This is a genomic window from Streptomyces sp. NPDC012637 (genome assembly GCF_042954805.1).
Classification (GTDB): Bacteria; Actinomycetota; Actinomycetes; order Streptomycetales; family Streptomycetaceae; genus Streptomyces.
In genome coordinates this window covers 565,477-580,785 of the sequence record NZ_JBIBDS010000001.1, presented here as the reverse complement: position 1 = coordinate 580,785, position 15,309 = coordinate 565,477, and the positions used below count along the sequence as shown (strand labels likewise).

Below are 15,309 nucleotides of genomic sequence, written 5' to 3'. Positions count from 1 at the left end.
TGACGGCGGGGCGGCCGTCGCGGCTACCGCGAAGGGGTGCCCTTCCCGGCGTCGTGCTCGTGGGCCTGCGCGGCGATGACGGCGGCCTGCACGCGGCGTTCCACGCCGAGTTTGCCGAGCAGCCGTGAGATGTGGTTCTTGACGGTCTTCTCGGAGAGATAGAGCCGCTTGGCGATCTGCCGGTTGGTGAGCCCCTCGCCGATGAGGTCGAGCACGGACCGCTCCCGCTCGGACAGCACCGCCAGCCGTTCGTCCTCGGGCGGCTCCGCCGCCTCGGGGTCCCGGAGCGAGTGCATCAGACGGGCCGTGGTGGCCGGATCCAGCATCGACTGCCCCGTGGCCACGGTCCGTACCGCCGACACGAGGTCGGACCCCTTGATCTGCTTGAGCACGTACCCGGCCGCCCCTGCCATGATCGCGTCGAGCAGGGCGTCCTCGTCGTCGAAGGAGGTCAGCATCAGGCAGGCGAGCTCGGGCATCCGGGAACGGAGTTCCCGGCAGACGGAGATCCCGTCGCCGTCCGGCAGCCGCACGTCGAGGACCGCGACGTCCGGCCGCAGCGCCGGCCCGCGTGCCAGGGCCTGCTCCGCCGTCGACGCCTCCCCGACCACCTCCAGGTCGGGCTCGTCGTCGAGCAGGTCGCGCAGGCCCCGGCGGACGACCTCGTGATCGTCGACGAGGAAGACCCGCGTGGTCGTGGCGGAAGTCGGCAGACCGGACATGGCGATCCCTGCGGTCGGTGGGTTCGTACCCGCCCCCACAAGGATTGTCCGTCATGCGGCGTCTTCGTGGGCTGCGAGACCCATCCGGACGTCGACGACACCCTCCACCGCCCGTACGGCGCGGGCGAGCAGCGGCACCAGCGACCGGTCGGCGAGCGCGCCACGGACGGTGGCCACGCCCTCCCGTACGGAGATGTCCAGCCCGGCCGGGGCGGCCGGCTCGGCGAGGATGGAACGGCGGATCTCCTCCTCGATCTCGTCGTCCGGGCGGAGGAACACCTTGAGCAGGTCGCTCCGGCTGACGACGCCCTCCAGCATCCCGAGGCCGTTGACCACGGGCAGCCGCTTCACCCTCCGCTTGGCCATGATCCGCGCCGCCTCGGCGAGCGTGGCATCCGGGTGGACGGTCACGGCCGGGGTCGACATGAGCTCACCGGCCCGAAGGGCTCCCGCCTTGGCCGCGTCGCCGAACTCGTCCGGGCGGGGCTCCACGTCCCGGAACTCCTCCTTCGGAAGGAGATCCGCCTCCGACACGACCCCGACGACACGCCCCTCTCCCTCGAGGACGGGCAGCGCGCTCACCTTCCACTCGTCCAGGAGCGCGACGATCTGCTTGTAGGGCGCGTCACGGCCGACCGCGATGGCGGTGTGGGTCATGACGTCACTGACGGTGTAGGGCGATGCGGGCATGACGTCCTCCTGCGGCGAAGATCGGGGCGCGGTTCACATGGCGCCGTGGTACGGGCCCGGAGGTCCGACGTACGGGCGGAGGACCGGCCCTCCTCGTCGTCGTCTCCTGCTCCCAGTCTGAGCCCGGGCCCGCGCCGGGAGGAGGGCTGGACGGCCCCCCTTGCGGGTACTGCTCGGCCCGTCCGGCGGCGAACGTGCCGGTGGTCCCTGGAGCGGGGCGCGCGACCGTGCTCCACGGTCCCGGCAGGCGGCATGCGGTCGGCATTCGGCCGTGCGATCGTGGAGTGGCGGATTCACGCCCGGTGTCACCGGAGAAGCGCTCCGGGCGGGGTCCGCCACGAGCGCCTGCCCAGTTCCCCTGGCGGTTCATCGCCACGGGCCGCCGGTGACTCGCGGCAGCGCGAGAGGAGAGAACCGTGGACTATCCGCTCCTGAACACCTTCTGGACCATCATGTGGGTCTTCCTCTGGGTCCTGTGGTTCATGCTGCTGTTCCGCATCATCGGGGACATCTTCCGCGACGACACCATGAACGGCTGGGGCAAGGCCGGATGGACCGCCTTCGTCGTCCTCCTGCCGTTCCTCGGGTGCTTCGTCTACCTCATCGCCCGCGGCAAGGGCATGGGACAGCGCGAGCTGCAACGGGCACGCACGAACGAGCGGGAGTTCCAGGAGTACATCCGGGCCGCCGCCACCGCGACCGAGACACCGGCCGGCACCGGTCACGCCGACCAGCTGGCGAAGCTCGCCGAGCTCAAGGAGCACGGCGACATCACGGCCGAGGAGTACGCGCGGGCCAAGGAGAAGGTGCTCGCGGGCTGAGGCCGGGGCGTGGTGCCGGCCGCGGTGGTCGCGGCGGCGGCGCTGCACGCCGTGCGGCCGAAGGCGCCCGAGGCCACGGTTCGTCGGAGTGCCTGCCGTCGACGGCAGGCACTCCGACGGCCACGGCGCCCCGTTCGCCCAGGGGTGACTTCGCCCAGGGGCGACGCTGACGACCGGGCCCGCGCCGGGCGGCGGGCTCACCGTCTCCTCCCAAGGCAGCCGCCCCGCGCGGTCACCCCGTCAGCCGCGCGCGCACCGACCACGCCGCCCGTTCCACCGCGGCGCGGGTCTCCGCGGTGTGGTCGACGGCCTCGAAGCCGTGGCGGGCCGTGGGGACGTCGATCAGTTCGACCTCGGCGCCCGCCTCCTGCGCGACCGCGAGGAAGTGGTCGACCGTCGTCTGGAACCCCGGGTGCTCCAGGCCCGCCCTGGTCAGCACGACCGGCGGGGACGCCGCCGTCACCCGGTCCGCCGGGCGGAACCGGGCCTCCACCGGGCGCCAGTCCGGCAGCGGCGCGAGGGCGGGATAGTTCAGGGCCACGCAGCGCAGCCACGGCGGCGGGGCCGCCAGCCAGTCGGCCGCGAGCAGGCCTCCGGCCGAGAAGAACCACAGGGCGATCCGGTCCGCGTCGACCCGCGGGTCCGCGCGCACCAGCTCCACCGCCTCGGCGAGGTCGTCCGCCGCCCGTGGATAGTCCGCGAGACCGTGGAGCCGGTGGTCCAGGGTCGCCCCGACCAGACCGAGGCCCGCGGCGTGGCGGCCGTAGCCGAGGAAGAACGGCGTGTCCCGGGGCGTCGGCCGCTCGTCCGCGGCGACCGGGCCCCCGTGCACGAACAGCACGGCGGGGCGCGGCCCTTCGGCCTCCGGGAGGTGGAGGTCCACCCGGCCCCGGCGCTCGCGCGGGCGCTCCGGCACGTCGAGCGGGAAGGAGCCGCCGTCGGCGCCGCGTGCGGAGCCGGGGAGCTCCACGCGCACGCCCTCGCCGGCCGCCGCCCGCAGCAGCACCTCGGCGAGCGGGCCGGGAGCCGAGAGCATCGGCCAGTGCCCGGTGGGGAGTTCGAAGAAGCCCACGTCGGGACCGGCGAGCGCCCGGAAGCGGCGCGGCCCCGACGCCACCAGCATCTCGACCATGGAGATCGACCCGCCGTTCGCCGTGCACAGCACGCCCGTCACCGGCCGGTCGAACGGGCTGCCCGTCAGCCGCAGCGGCCGGGTGAGGGTCCGCACCGGCTGCGCCACGGCCAGCCGGTCGAGCCGCGCGAGGGCCTCCTCGGTCAGCCCCTCCGTACTGCCCCAACGCGCCCAGCCCGCACCCGAGGGCGCCGGAACCCGGCCGGCCCCGTCCGCCTGTCCCACCGCGGACGGATCCGGCACGAAGGCGCTCGCCGGATCGCCGTCCGCCGGCATGCCCGCGTCGAGGTACACCACCCGGGCAGCCCGCCCCGGCCGCCGGTCGGCGGCACCGAGCACCGGGTGGATCCCGTAGTCGTGGCCGACGAGCACCACCCGGCCGTGACCGTCGGCCGCCGCCCCGTCGACCGCCCTCACCACGTCCTCGACGTGCGTCTCCAGATCGATCCCTGCCGCCGGTGCGCCGTCGGCCGCCTGCCCTTCGTCGCCCGCCATGCCGGTGAGCGTCACCGGGTACGCGGCGGCCCCGGCCCTCCGGAGCCGCGCCGCGGTCTCCTCCCAGACCCACCCGCCGGTGAAGGGCCCCGACACCAACACGAAAGCGGTCATCGCACGTTCCTCTCCTCGTCCCGTCCGCTCCGTACGCGGGGCACCGTAGGAACTCCCGCTGGGGGAGGTTCAAGTCGTCGTAGGCTCGTGCCCATGGGTCTGGACATCACGGTGCTGATCGCCGACTGGTCGTGGCTGGGCGCGGCCCCCGCCCGGGAGCGACCGCGGCTGCTGCGTGACGCCTGGTACGACGACGCGACCGGTTTCTGGGAAGCCGACGCGCCGGTCGTCGACGGCGGCTGGGTCCTGCCGCGCGGTCCGCACCGGGACCGCTTCGCCCTCTACGAGTTCACGCGCACCACCGGCTCCTTCAAGCCGCACTTCTGGGCCGGCAGCCGCTGGGAGGACGTCCGCGACCACGTCGACCGGGCGCTGCGCGCCGACCTGGACACCGTGCTGCGCGGTCTGATCTGGGACGGTCCGGAGGGAGTCGAACTCCGCGTCCAGCCCGAGGTGTTCGGGGACGGGCCCGAGGCCTACGGTGTGCTCCTCGCGCGGACGCCGTCCGGCGTGCGGGAACTCGCCGCCGCCTGGGACCGGGCGGCGCGGCGGCCCCCCGGACTCGGCGTGCTGCGGGCGCCGTTCGACGCCCACGCCGCCGATCCCACCGGCTGGGTGGGCGAGTTCGGCGCGTTCGAACTGCTGCTGCGGGACTGGGGTCTGATCCTCACGGAGGCGGCCCGCAGGGGCTGGGCCGTCGTGGGTCTCAGTGAGTAGCCCCGGCGACGGGCGGCGAGGCGCCGGGGCCGGCCCGGAGCCCGTCAGGGGATCCGGCGCGGAACGTGGCGGGGGATCCAGCGGAGATCTGTGGAGCATCGGCGAACTCGCCGAGCGCGCCGGGACCACCGTCAAGACCGTCCGCTTCTACTCCGACCGGGGTCTGCTGCCCGAGGCCGGCCGCACCGGCGGCGGGCACCGGCGCTACGGGCCTCCGGCCCTGGAGCGGCTGCTGCTGATCCGCTCGCTGCGCACCCTCGACCTGCCGGTGACCGACGTGGGCCGGGTCCTCGACCGGGACGACGCGCTCGAGGACGTCGTCGCGCGCCGACTGCGCGAGGTCGGCGGCCGGCTCACCGCGCTCCGCTGGCACGAGGCCTCGCTGCGGCTCCTCCAGGACTGCGCTCCGGCCGAGCGGGCCGAACGGCTCCGGCTGCTCGGCGGGATGTCCACACCGCCCGACACGACGCCGCTCGCCCGGTTCTGGCGGCGCACCCTGCCCGTACGGTTCCCGGCACGGCTCGCGGCCTCCGTCGTGGAGGCGGCCGTGCCGCAGCCGCCGGACGACCCCACACCGGCGCAGGTGCTGGCCTTCGCGCGGCTGCACGAGCTGGTCGCCGCGGCGCCCGCACCCCCCGTCCACCTGGCGGGCGTGGACCACCGGCCGGTCGCGCTCTACGCCGGGCTCGCCGAGGCGTACGAACTGGCCGCCGCCGAACCGGAGGCGACCGCATCGGCCCGGGCCGTGACCGCATCGGCCGAAGGACGTCCGCGGGGCCCGGGCGGGCAGGCCCTTGACCGCTTCGTGGCCGCCTACGCCGACGCGCTCGGCGTGCCCGACACCGCGGCCTTCCGCCGCCGTCTCGCCGGACTCCTCGTCGCCGGCGCCGATCCGCTGATCGGCCGTTACTGGCAGCTCGCCGGCGAACTCCGCGGGACCGCGGACGGCCCCACCCTCGGAGCCGTCCACGGCCGCCTGTGCCGGGACCTGAAGTCGGACCTGCGCGGGGCCCCTGTTGGCCGACGCCAGGATGCCGCCGTGGGCGCCCGCCGCGAGCAGCGGCGAGATGACGACGTCATCGCCGCCGAGCACCGCGAAGCCCGGCTCCGACGAGCCGAGTAGTTTCATCGCGGCTGCGTCGATCGCACCGGTCGCGTACTTGACCCCGATGACCTCCGGCAGGTCGCCGAGCGTGTTCAGCGCTGATGCTGAGGGGCTGCCCGGTGCGGTACGGGACGTCATGGACGACCAGCGGCAGGCCCCCGTGTTCGGCAAGTGCCTTGAAGTGCGCCAGCGTTCCCGCCTCACCGGGCCGGGTGTAAGGCGGCGCGGGAACCAGCGCCGCGGTGACGTCACCGCTCTGAGTCAGCTCCCGCAGCGTGGCGATGGCGGCGGCGGTGTCGTTGGTGCCGACGCCGACGATCAGTGGGGCTCCGTGTGCCCGGCAGGCGGCCGAGCAGATGCGGACCACGGCCTGCTTCTCCTCGGTGGTCAGCGTGGCCGCCTCCGCGGTGGTGCCCAGGGCGACGAGTCCGCGAGCGCCGCCGGCCGACACGGCATCGTGGGCGAGGCAGGCGAGCGCGTCCGGGTCGAGGCACAGGTCGTCGGTGAACGGGGTCACCAAGGGGACGAACAGGCTCCGGTGAGGTTCGGTTCGGGCTTCACGCGCCCAGCCGGGCCAACGCAAACACGCAGAACCACCTCATGTTTCTAGGCTGAAACGTAAGATCAACTTATGCTCGATGTCCGACGTCTTCACCTACTGCGCGAACTGGAACGACGCGGCACCATCGCGGCCGTCGCCGAGGCCCTGTCCTTCACCGCCTCGGCCGTCTCCCAGCAGCTGAGCGTGCTTGAGCGCGAGGCAGGCGTACCCCTGCTGGAGCGAAGCGGCAGAAGGGTGGTTCTCACGCCCGCCGGCCGTACCCTCGTCACCCATGCCGACGCCGTTCTCGAACGCCTCGAGCTGGCGGTCTCTCAGCTGGCCGGGGCGCGCGAGGGCGTCCGAGGGCCGCTGCGGATCGGGACGTTTCCCTCCGGTGGCCCCGCGATCGTGCCCGGCACGCTTGCCGAACTGGCCCTGCGGCATCCCGCACTGGAACCGATGCTGCAGGAGATCGACTCGGCGCGAGTCTCCGACGGCCTGCGCGCCGGCGAACTCGACGTGGCCCTCGTCCACGACTACGACTTCGTGCCCGCCACACCGGACGCCACGATGGACCAAGTGCCCCTGCTGGAGGAACCGATGTACCTGGCCACCGCCGCCGCCGACAGCGCTCCCGCTACCGGTCCCGCCGCCGGCGGCGGGACGCTGGCGGAGCTGCTCGGACCGTGGGCCACGTCCGCCTGGATCACCGCCCGGGAGGGCACGACCGGGCACGCGATGGCCGTACGAGCCTGTCAGGCGGCCGGATTCCAGCCGCGCATCCGCCACCAGGTCAACGACTTCCGTACGGTCCTGGCGCTGGCCGCCATCGGGCAAGGCGCAGGATTCGTACCAGGAATGGCCACCGCGCACGCCCCTGAGGGCGTGGTCCTGACCCCGCTGCCGCTCTTCCGCCGGTCGAGAGTCGCCTTCCGGGCAGGCGGCGGCACCCATCCGGCGATCGCGGCCTTTGTGGCGGCGGCGCGAACAGCGGTGGGCGCCACGGGCAGCGCCTCCTGAGGAGGGCCCGAATGGCCGACGCGGCCTCCGCTTGCTCACCCCGGCCGGCACACTCCACGCGGGGCAGGCCGTCCTGACGGCGCCCCCGGCCCTGGCGCTGGAGCGCATCGACTTCGTCGGCGCGCTCCCCGCCGACCTCGTGCGCCTCGCCCAGGCCACCCCTCTAGGAATGGGCGCCGTCGCCAAGGTGGTCGCCCACTACCCCATCGCGTTCTGGTGCGAGGCCGGGCTGGCGGGGGCGTCCGTCAGCAGGATCGGCCCGCTCCAGGAGATCCACGACATGTCGGGGCCGGGCGGCGAGCCCGCCGCGCTCTTCGGATTCGACCACGCTCGCACGGGCGGGGGTGACGGGCCGGGCGGGATCGGTCAGGCAAGGCCGGCGGCGGCGTTGTCGTCCCAGCCGTCCTCCCGCCGCATGTAGCCCAGCATCGAGCGGGAGTGGCGTGTCCGGCCGCCCTGGTCGGCGATGGAAACGGAGTCGCGGCCCGCGCGGCGGGCGTAGGAAGGTGGCGGCTTCTCCCAGGAATGACGGTTCAGGCAAAGCGGCTGAAAAGGGATTCCATGTATTCCTCCAGCCTTTGAGTCAGGACACTGGCTGTCAGATCGACGCGGCCCAGTTCACGCCAGGGAACAGCGACCTTCTCCGCGTCCGGAGCGAATCCCAGCGCGTCCAGCAGCCGCCAGTAGAGATGGGCGGTGCCGTCTTCGGCCAGGGTTCCTCCCGCGGCGACGTAGCGATCGGCGAAGCGCATGCCCGCGGAAACCCCGTGCAGCAGGGCGAGGGCCGTCGAGCAATGAGCCACGTCCAAGTCGGCCGGCCCCCACGAGGTTTCCACCCAGTCGACGATCCCACTGACCTGAGGATCATCGTCGGTGCCTGTGAAGAGGACGTTGCCGGGATGGAAGTCCCGGTGCAGGAAGCACCCCTGATAGACCGGCGGCTCGCTGCGGATGACGTCGACAGCCCGCTGCCAGAGCTCAGGACGCTCGGTGGCTGCGGGCAGAGTCACTTGCTCAGGAGAGGCCCAGGGCTGGTAGTCGCGAGGCCGCTGTTGCGCGGTCACCGGCAGCTGATGGATACGCACCAGCTGTCGCGCCAGCAGTTCAGCGCGGGCATCAGCACCCGCATCGCTCAAGCGCACGGTCCCCGGCAGAAGAGACATCAACAAGGAGGGATGGTCGCAGCACTGCGCCGTCGCATCCACCGCCACGAGCGAGGCCGCGGGCACGTCCGTGTCACCGAGCAGGCGCAGGATGGTCGCCTCACGGGTCAGCAGACCCTCCGCATGCCGAACGAAGAAAGGCTTGACGAAGGATCGCAGGACGAGTGAGCGTCGACCACCCGGACCACAGAGGTCCAGGCGGCGCATCTCCGACGTCCAGCCGCCGTGCAGCCGCGCGGCCTTCTCGATGCGCTCCGCCTCGGACAGCCCCTTCTCCACCCAGGAGCGCGTGGCACCCCAGCCCTGGCTGTCAAGATCCGTGCCGATGTCGTCGACCCCCTCACCCGAACCCACGGAGGCAGACTATCCGCCCGCCCGCTGCCGTCCTCGCTCGCACCCTCGGCACCGGCATCACCGTCGCCGTTGAATGGCAGCAAGCCGCCGCCGGGGACTGGGGCGCCTACGCGGCCGAGGTCAGCCGCCGCCGGCATGACGTCTGAACCCGAAGGCAAGGGAGCAACACAGATGCTGCTACGTGATGTCGAGTACCGCGACGTGGATGCCCACGTCCGCATGCGATGCGACGCGGTCATGATGGCCGGGCTGGGCGGCCGCTGCCTCGCGAATGCATGGAGGCAAAGCTCCAGCGTGATGTCCAGCGGGCGGCAGCGGACACCGACTGGACGAAGATGATCGTGCCCAACGAGGCCGAGCTGGACGTGGTCGCAGGAACCGTGACCTTGTGGCCCCATGACGCGGACGGCGAGCGCATCTCCGAGATCGGCTGGATGGTGCTGCCGGAGTACCAGGGACGGGGACTCGGAAAGCAGGGCGTCCGCACGCTGCTTGAGCCGGCCCGCGACGACGGCCGGTGGGGGCTGATCCACGCATTCCCCGCAACAACCAACGCCCCGTCCAACGGCATCTGCCGCGCCCTCGGCTTCCGATTCCTGGGCAGGCAAGTCGTGCCCTTCGCCGGTCGAGTCCTGCAAACGAACCACTGGGCTGTCGACCCTCGCACCGACCTGGTCTGATACGGGTCCGCAGCACGCCGGGGACCACGCGGACCCCGAGGGCGGGAGGCATTCAGAGAGTTCCCGTACCTACGAGCAGCCCCGCCTCACCGCCGACCGTGCCGGCAGTCGGCCGCCCTCCGCCACCCTTCACAGGCCGGCAGCAGACTGACCACGATCAACCCTCGGTACGTCAGGAAGTCGGCACGTCCATCCGTACGTGACTGAGCTCGTTCGTCGGCACCCGGCGAACAGTCCCTCGCAATCGAGCATCGAGGTAACGCTCCACGACGGCTCCCCAAGATCTGTGCCAGAACCGAGGTGCGAGAACGGTTGTAGGCGAGCGCTGGCAACACTTCCGGCTTCGGAGGCTGGAGATATCGGCCAGAAGTGGAAACTGCTGGACACCACACCTACGGCTTGGGTGGCGCCGACGGCGTGGCGAGCGGGCTGCCGTCGAATCGTTCCGGAGCGTGAGGCGGAAGACGCGGCCTGGGTCACCGCAGCGGGGGACTTACCCGTGCCCCTGTGGCTGGGTCAGGACAGCACGGCGTCTGCGTAGTCCTGCGCAGATCTGGTCACCGACGAGGTGAAGGAAGGCGATTTGGAACATCAGAGCGCTGATGAACACGGTGATGGCTCCGATGATGAGGCCGTAGAACAAGGAGGCGTCTGTGACACCGATGGACTCGTCTCCATCCCCAAACCCGTTCACCATCGAGTCGAAGGGTATGAATCCCACTGCCACGTCCGCGCCGAACGTGACCATCGCCGCGACCGCAAGGGTCGTGAACACCGGCCACCACACTCCTTTGACCAGATGCGAGGCCCGGCGCAGAGCTTGGAGCATGCCTACCCCGTCGTGGGCCATGATGGACGGTGCGAGCGTGAACAGTACCCATGGCCGGGCCAACAACGGCGCCAGCGGGGTGACCAGCAAGGGAAACAGGAACACCGTCAGCAAGTAGCCTCCGACGGCACCGGGCACCTTGGGCGTGCTCGCCCCGAGAAGCCCGATCACGCTGACCCGCATGCCCCTCGCGACGTGCTCGGCCAGGGCGGACGCCAGAGAGCTCACCACACCCTGGACTAAGTAGAATCCCAGGCCAACAGGCAAGAAGAAAATCAGCAGGACATCCAGCACGTGGTCCCAGTCACCACCGTACTCCAATACGTCGGGCGCGCCGCGAAGCACGAATATGCCGAGGCCTGCGGCCACGACCACTGCGAACACCGCCAGCTCCGACAGCAGCAGGGCCCCCAGCAACGGCAGCCAGGTCCTGCCCAAAACCCGGGACGCGCTACGCAGAACCTCCCCGACCCCCGGGAGCGGAGGCGGCGGTATCGGTCGCCATCCGACATGCGAGGACGGCGGCACCGCCCCCGAGAAGTGCCATGACCCTGACATCGCCTCAGCCTCCCTGTACCCGCGACGTACAGACGACAGTACGGACCCGCCGGTACGGACGGCAGCGTTCACCCAGAGCCAGCCGGAAGGTGACGCACACGAGAAGGGCATGCGCAAGCAGCGACGCGCTTCCAGAACTCACCGAGACACACACTCGGCCCAACGGGCCGTTCAGGTCCGCAACCGAGCCGGCGACGGCAGCCGCGGAGGCCGCCCGCCGGCCTTCGACCGCCAGGCATACAGACACTGCAACGTGGTGGAACGCTGCTTCGACCGCCTCAAGCAGTGGCGCGGCATGGCCCCCCGGTACGACAAGACCGCCCAGTCGTACGGAGCAGCCGTCGCCCTCGCGTCACTCCTGATGTGGGCGTGACATTTGACGACAGACCTAGTGACCTGAGTCAGGACGGGCGTCGGGACGCCGGCAAGATCCGGAAGACGCGCCCTAGCCGCCCGCGCCCCGGCACGCCGCCGTCTCCGGGGTGCGCAGGTGCCGCAGGTGGGTCTCCGCGCGGTGGACGGTCTCCTGGTGGGCGTGGGTCAGGCCCAGCTCCCGTGCCCTCGTCAGGGTCGCTTCCGCTTCGGCGGTGCGTCCCAGGGCCAGCAGGGCCGCGCCCGCCGTGGCCGTCAGCATGCCGTGGCGCAGGCCCAGCAGGCCGTTGACGGTGTCGCCGTCCAGCTTGAGCCCGTGGTGCGCGCAGGAGAGCGCACCGGCCGGATCGCCCGCCGCGAGCAGCTGCCGCGAGCGGTGCTCCAGGGCGAGCAGCTCGGTGATCACGTCGTCGCCGTCCCGTACGAGAGCGGCGGCGCGGGCGGTGTGCGCCAGGGACTCCGGGGTCACGCCGGTCGTGTCGAGTGCCACCGCCAGGTTGACCAGCGCGGTCGCCTCGCTGGACGCGTCGCCCGCGCGGGCGGCCAGTTCCGGCGCCAGACGCAGGTGCACCAGGGCCTCGGGAACCCGTCCGTCCTGGGTGAGCAGCCAGCCGAGCAGGGCCCGGGCCCGGGACTCGGCGTCCGGATCGTCCTCGCGGGCGGCCGAGTCGACACCCGCCTCCAGGAGCGGCACCCAGCCGTCGTGGCTGTTCCACAGCATGTACGGCCACTGGAGCAGCGCGAGCCGCCAGGCCCGGTCGTGGCGGCCCGCCGCACGGGCGGCGGCCACCGCGGCGGCGAGGTTGTCGCGCTCGGCCGCGTACCAGAGCAACGCCGCGTCGCGGCCCGCGAAGTGCGGGAGCGCGGAGGGCCTGCGCACGTCCGGCGGCACGGCGCAGCACGGCAGGTCGTCGGGCTCGGCGGCACGCGCCGCGGCCATCGCGGTCAGCGTGTAGTGGTCGAGCAGTCGCAGCAGCGCCTCCTCGTCCGGGTGGAGGCCGCGGGCGTAGAGCCGTACGAGATCGTGCAGGGTGTGCCGGCCCGGCGCGTACTCGGTGAGCAGATGAGCGTCGCAGAGCCGGTCCAGCGCCTCCGCGGCGACCGCCGGCGGCCGGTCGAGCAGCGCGGCCGCCGCGTGCCGGTCGAGGTCCTGCCCCGGCAGCGCCCCCAGCTGCCGGAACAGCAGGGCCGCCTCGTCCGGTAGCCCCTGCACGGTGAGGCGCAGCGCGGCCGGCACGCCCTGGCCTTCGCCGCCTCCGGAACCGTCCACCGAGAGCAGGGCGAGCCGCCGCTGCTCGTCGGCGAGTTCGGCGGCCAGGTCGGCGAGCCGCCAGTGCGGGCGGGCGGCCAGCTGGGCGGCTGTGACCCGCAGGGCGAGCGGCAGGCCGTCGCAGAGCGCGGCCAGCCGGTGCGCGGCGGCCGGTTCGGCGGCCACCCGGTCGGCCCCCACCGCCGCCGCGAGCAGCGCCGCCGACTCCTCGAGGCCGAGGACGCCGAGCGGAACCGGCCGGGCCAGCTCCGTCACCACGAGGCCGCCGAGCCGCAGCCGCGAGGTGACGACGGCGGCACCGCGGGCCCCTGCGGGCAGCAGCGGCCTGGCCTCGTCGGCGCCGCGCACGTTGTCCAGGACGACGAGCACGGCACGGTCCTCGGTCAGCGACCGGTACAGCGCGGCGGCGGCCGTGGGCGACTCCGGTACCTGGCGCGGCGGCACGCCGAGCGCGGGCAGGAACTCGCGCAGTACATCGGCGGCGTCGAGCCCCTCGTCGGGGCTGAAACCCCGCAGGTCGGCGTAGAGCACGCCGTCCGCGAACCGCTCCGCCCTCAGATGCGCCCAGTGCAGGGCGAGCGCGGTCTTCCCGACGCCCGCCGGGCCGGTGACGATCGCGACCCGCGCGGCGTCGACCGCCGCGTCCAGCGCCGCGAGTTCCCGCTCGCGGCCCAGGAACCCGCGCGGTGTACGGGGCAGCAGGTCGGGTGCGGGCAGCGCCGCGGCTCCGCCGCCGAGGGCGCCCGTTCCGGCGGTGGCCTCGGCCCATGCCGGGACCGGCGCTCCCGGCGGCTGCGCGACGGTGCCGACCCGGCCTGGCGACGCGTCCACGGCGCCGCCCGCGGCCGGGGAAAGCGGGATACCGTCCGTCCGGGCGGCTTCGGACCCGGCCCCGGCATCCCTCGCGCCGGTCTCGCCGTCGGCGTGTCCGGCGGGCGTACGGTCGGAGGCGAGCCGCTCGGGGGCAGGGCTCCCGGGGTGCGGCGGCGCCGCACCCGGTGCCACGTCCGGCGCCCCACGGGGCATTCCGCCGCGGATCAGGCCCGGGATCCCGCCGCGCAGGACGGCCTCGTAGGCGGCGCGGAGGGCCGGTCCCGGGTCGACGCCGAGCTCGTCGGCGAGCAGCGTGCGGGTGCGGTGGTAGCAGTCCAGGGCGTCGGACTGGTGGCCCGTCCGGTAGAGGGACAGCATCAGCGCGGCCGTGAGGGACTCGCGCAGCGGGTGGGCTGCGGCCTCGGCGCGCAGCACCGCCGCCGCCTTGGTGTGCTCGCCGAGCCGGCCGTACGCCGCCGCGAGCTGCTCGACCGTGACCAGCCGGGTCTCCTCGAGGGCGTGCGCCGCGCCCAGGAGCGGCTCGCTCGCCACCGTGCCGGTCAGGGCCGGGCCCCGCCACAGCGCCAGGGCCTCGCGGAGCATCAGGACCGCGTCGCCGGGGTGCTTCTGGTGCCCCGCGAGCTGGACCATCTCCTCGAACCGGTGGGTGTCGAGCAGATGGTCCGGCATGCGCAGCTCGTAGGCCTGGGCCCGGGTGGCGAGCTCCACTCCGTAGTCGTCCGCGCCGCCCTGCTCGAACAGCGCCCGGAGCCGGGAGACGTGTCCCTGGACGACCGTACGGGCGCGCGCCGGCGGGCACTCGGCCCAGACCGTGTCGATGAGCCGGTCGACGGGCACGACCGCGTTCGCGCGCAGGAGCAGCGCGGCGAGCACGCTGCGCCGCTTGGCGGGGCCGAGCGGCAACTCACCCGCCTCGGTAGTGATCGCCACCGTTCCGAGCAGGCGGAACTCCACCCGGCCCTCCTTCTTGCCTCGATCCGTGGGTCTCCCAGTATCACCAACCCGTCGACCAGGCCTTTCGGCAGGAGGCCGGATTCGTATGCCGGGGCGGACGGAGGGAGGGCCGGGGCCCGGACTCAGGCGTTCGGGTCGAACGGGATGCCCGCCGGCTTGGCGCGGGACAGCGCGTAGGCGAAGTCGGAGTCCCGGATCTTGAGGGTGGCGGAACCGAAGTTCGCGCCGGTCAGCTTCTCCCGCAGCCCGGTCGGGTAGCCGTTCCAGCCGACGAGCCGCGGGTAGAACCAGCCGCCGGTGGAGTTCTCGATCTGCTCGTCGGTGGAGTTGGCGAAGCGGTAGCAGTGGGTGGAGAGCCCGTCCTTGTGGTAGACGATCTTGGGGTGGGTGCCGTCGAAGCGCACCGAGGAGCGGGCGGCGACCTGGTAGCCGCTGTGCTGCGAGACCGACACGTACTGGACCTCGTTCCCGCTGATCCACACGACGACGTGTTCCCAGTCGTGGGTGTGCCCGATCGCGAGGGGGCCCCACGTCGCCTGGTCCTTCTCGTAGTAGCCGGCGTAGACCACGGCGCACCAGCCGTTGTTGCACTTCGCCCGGGAGTAGCTGTTGGCGGAGGCCAGCTGGGCGGGGTCGTGGCACTGTCCGTTGACCGCGCCACCGAGCTTGAGGCCGGGGTTGAGGGTCCCGTCGGAGCCGATGGCGGCGGTCATGTAGCAGCCGTCGGTGTCGAAGTCGTACGCGGGGGCGAAGGTCTGCTCGAGTGCGTCGGCGTTCTGCGGCAGCGGCGGCAGTACGGCGGCGTGGGCGGTGGCCGGGATGCCGACGACCAGGGCGAGGGCGCACAGCAGGGCGGCGAGCGCCGTCCGGCGGCGCCCCGGCGCGGAGGTCAGGTGCACGTCAACTCCTTGGGTGTGGGGGCGGGTCACCTTCGCAGC

General features: G+C 73.0%; 12 protein-coding genes and 3 pseudogenes. 6 read left to right on the top strand and 9 right to left on the bottom strand.

The features are described 5' to 3' along the window. Window positions 1-23: 23 nt before the first annotated feature. Window positions 24-722, bottom strand: a complete 699-nt coding sequence (locus ACFY8W_RS02575) for a response regulator (RefSeq protein WP_391099233.1) — start codon at window positions 720-722, stop codon at window positions 24-26. A gap of 51 nt (window positions 723-773) precedes the next feature. Next, window positions 774-1,412 carry a CBS domain-containing protein gene (locus ACFY8W_RS02570; protein WP_391099230.1) on the bottom strand — a complete coding sequence of 213 codons (639 nt, stop codon included), beginning with the start codon at window positions 1,410-1,412 and terminating at the stop codon, window positions 774-776. Window positions 1,413-1,828: 416 nt separating this feature from the next. Between ACFY8W_RS02570 and ACFY8W_RS02565 the strand changes: the two genes are divergently transcribed. Next, window positions 1,829-2,233 (top strand): PLDc N-terminal domain-containing protein, encoded by a 405-nt coding sequence (locus ACFY8W_RS02565; RefSeq protein WP_391099228.1) that lies wholly within the window; start codon window positions 1,829-1,831, stop codon window positions 2,231-2,233. A gap of 232 nt (window positions 2,234-2,465) precedes the next feature. Here the strand turns inward: ACFY8W_RS02565 and ACFY8W_RS02560 are convergent, their stop codons facing one another. Then, entirely contained in the window at window positions 2,466-3,974 is a 1,509-nt protein-coding gene (locus ACFY8W_RS02560) for an alpha/beta fold hydrolase (RefSeq protein WP_391099225.1), read from the bottom strand. A 93-nt stretch (window positions 3,975-4,067) separates the two neighbouring features. Between ACFY8W_RS02560 and ACFY8W_RS02555 the strand changes: the two genes are divergently transcribed. Both ACFY8W_RS02555 and ACFY8W_RS02550 read left to right on the top strand, forming a co-directional pair. Then, the gene (locus tag ACFY8W_RS02555; RefSeq protein WP_391099223.1) at window positions 4,068-4,691 is read left to right on the top strand and encodes a hypothetical protein; all 624 of its coding nucleotides are present in this window, start codon (window positions 4,068-4,070) and stop codon (window positions 4,689-4,691) included. Window positions 4,692-4,779: 88 nt separating this feature from the next. After that, window positions 4,780-5,814, top strand: coding sequence for a MerR family transcriptional regulator (locus ACFY8W_RS02550; protein WP_391101678.1), 1,035 nt, complete (start codon window positions 4,780-4,782; stop codon window positions 5,812-5,814). Here the strand turns inward: ACFY8W_RS02550 and ACFY8W_RS02545 are convergent. Both ACFY8W_RS02545 and ACFY8W_RS02540 read right to left on the bottom strand, forming a co-directional pair. Continuing rightward, window positions 5,746-5,934 (bottom strand): annotated as a pseudogene (locus tag ACFY8W_RS02545) (hypothetical protein); the annotation flags it as partial. The gene ACFY8W_RS02550 and the pseudogene ACFY8W_RS02545 overlap by 69 nt on opposite strands. A 19-nt stretch (window positions 5,935-5,953) precedes the next feature. Continuing rightward, window positions 5,954-6,313: pseudogene (locus tag ACFY8W_RS02540) on the bottom strand (dihydrodipicolinate synthase family protein); the annotation flags it as partial. A gap of 114 nt (window positions 6,314-6,427) precedes the next feature. On the opposite strand from ACFY8W_RS02540, the gene ACFY8W_RS02535 reads away from it, so the two are divergent. After that, on the top strand, window positions 6,428-7,357 hold the full coding sequence (locus tag ACFY8W_RS02535; RefSeq protein WP_391099221.1) for a LysR substrate-binding domain-containing protein: 930 nt from the start codon (window positions 6,428-6,430) through the stop codon (window positions 7,355-7,357). Between the two features lie 31 nt (window positions 7,358-7,388). Further along, window positions 7,389-7,778: a hypothetical protein gene (locus ACFY8W_RS02530; protein ID WP_391099219.1), complete on the top strand. Its 390-nt coding sequence runs from the start codon at window positions 7,389-7,391 to the stop codon at window positions 7,776-7,778. A gap of 112 nt (window positions 7,779-7,890) precedes the next feature. Here ACFY8W_RS02530 and ACFY8W_RS02525 read toward each other — a convergent pair whose 3' ends face one another. Next, the gene (locus ACFY8W_RS02525) at window positions 7,891-8,874 is read right to left on the bottom strand and encodes a phosphotransferase (protein WP_391099216.1); all 984 of its coding nucleotides are present in this window, start codon (window positions 8,872-8,874) and stop codon (window positions 7,891-7,893) included. Between the two features lie 171 nt (window positions 8,875-9,045). Here ACFY8W_RS02525 and ACFY8W_RS02520 point away from each other — a divergent pair. After that, window positions 9,046-9,554, top strand: a pseudogene (locus ACFY8W_RS02520) (GNAT family N-acetyltransferase). Window positions 9,555-10,047: 493 nt separating this feature from the next. On the opposite strand, the gene ACFY8W_RS02515 reads toward ACFY8W_RS02520, so the two are convergent. From ACFY8W_RS02515 to ACFY8W_RS02505, 3 genes are all read right to left on the bottom strand, one after another. Next, window positions 10,048-10,800 (bottom strand): hypothetical protein, encoded by a 753-nt coding sequence (locus tag ACFY8W_RS02515; RefSeq protein ID WP_391099214.1) that lies wholly within the window; start codon window positions 10,798-10,800, stop codon window positions 10,048-10,050. Between the two features lie 586 nt (window positions 10,801-11,386). Further along, window positions 11,387-14,371 carry a BTAD domain-containing putative transcriptional regulator gene (locus ACFY8W_RS02510; protein ID WP_391099212.1) on the bottom strand — a complete coding sequence of 995 codons (2,985 nt, stop codon included), beginning with the start codon at window positions 14,369-14,371 and terminating at the stop codon, window positions 11,387-11,389. 122 nt (window positions 14,372-14,493) lie between these two features. After that, window positions 14,494-15,270 (bottom strand): NPP1 family protein, encoded by a 777-nt coding sequence (locus ACFY8W_RS02505; RefSeq protein WP_391099210.1) that lies wholly within the window; start codon window positions 15,268-15,270, stop codon window positions 14,494-14,496. Window positions 15,271-15,309 lie beyond the last annotated feature (39 nt).

What these genes read in the sequence shown, in the direction of transcription:
- ACFY8W_RS02535 (WP_391099221.1), top strand. Translation starts at nt 6,428, where the DNA reads ATGCTCGATGTCCGACGTCTTCACCTACTGCGCGAACTGGAACGACGC.
- ACFY8W_RS02570 (WP_391099230.1), bottom strand. Translation starts at nt 1,412, where the DNA reads ATGCCCGCATCGCCCTACACCGTCAGTGACGTCATGACCCACACCGCC.
- ACFY8W_RS02560 (WP_391099225.1), bottom strand. Translation starts at nt 3,974, where the DNA reads ATGACCGCTTTCGTGTTGGTGTCGGGGCCCTTCACCGGCGGGTGGGTC.
- ACFY8W_RS02555 (WP_391099223.1), top strand. Translation starts at nt 4,068, where the DNA reads ATGGGTCTGGACATCACGGTGCTGATCGCCGACTGGTCGTGGCTGGGC.
- ACFY8W_RS02575 (WP_391099233.1), bottom strand. Translation starts at nt 722, where the DNA reads ATGTCCGGTCTGCCGACTTCCGCCACGACCACGCGGGTCTTCCTCGTC.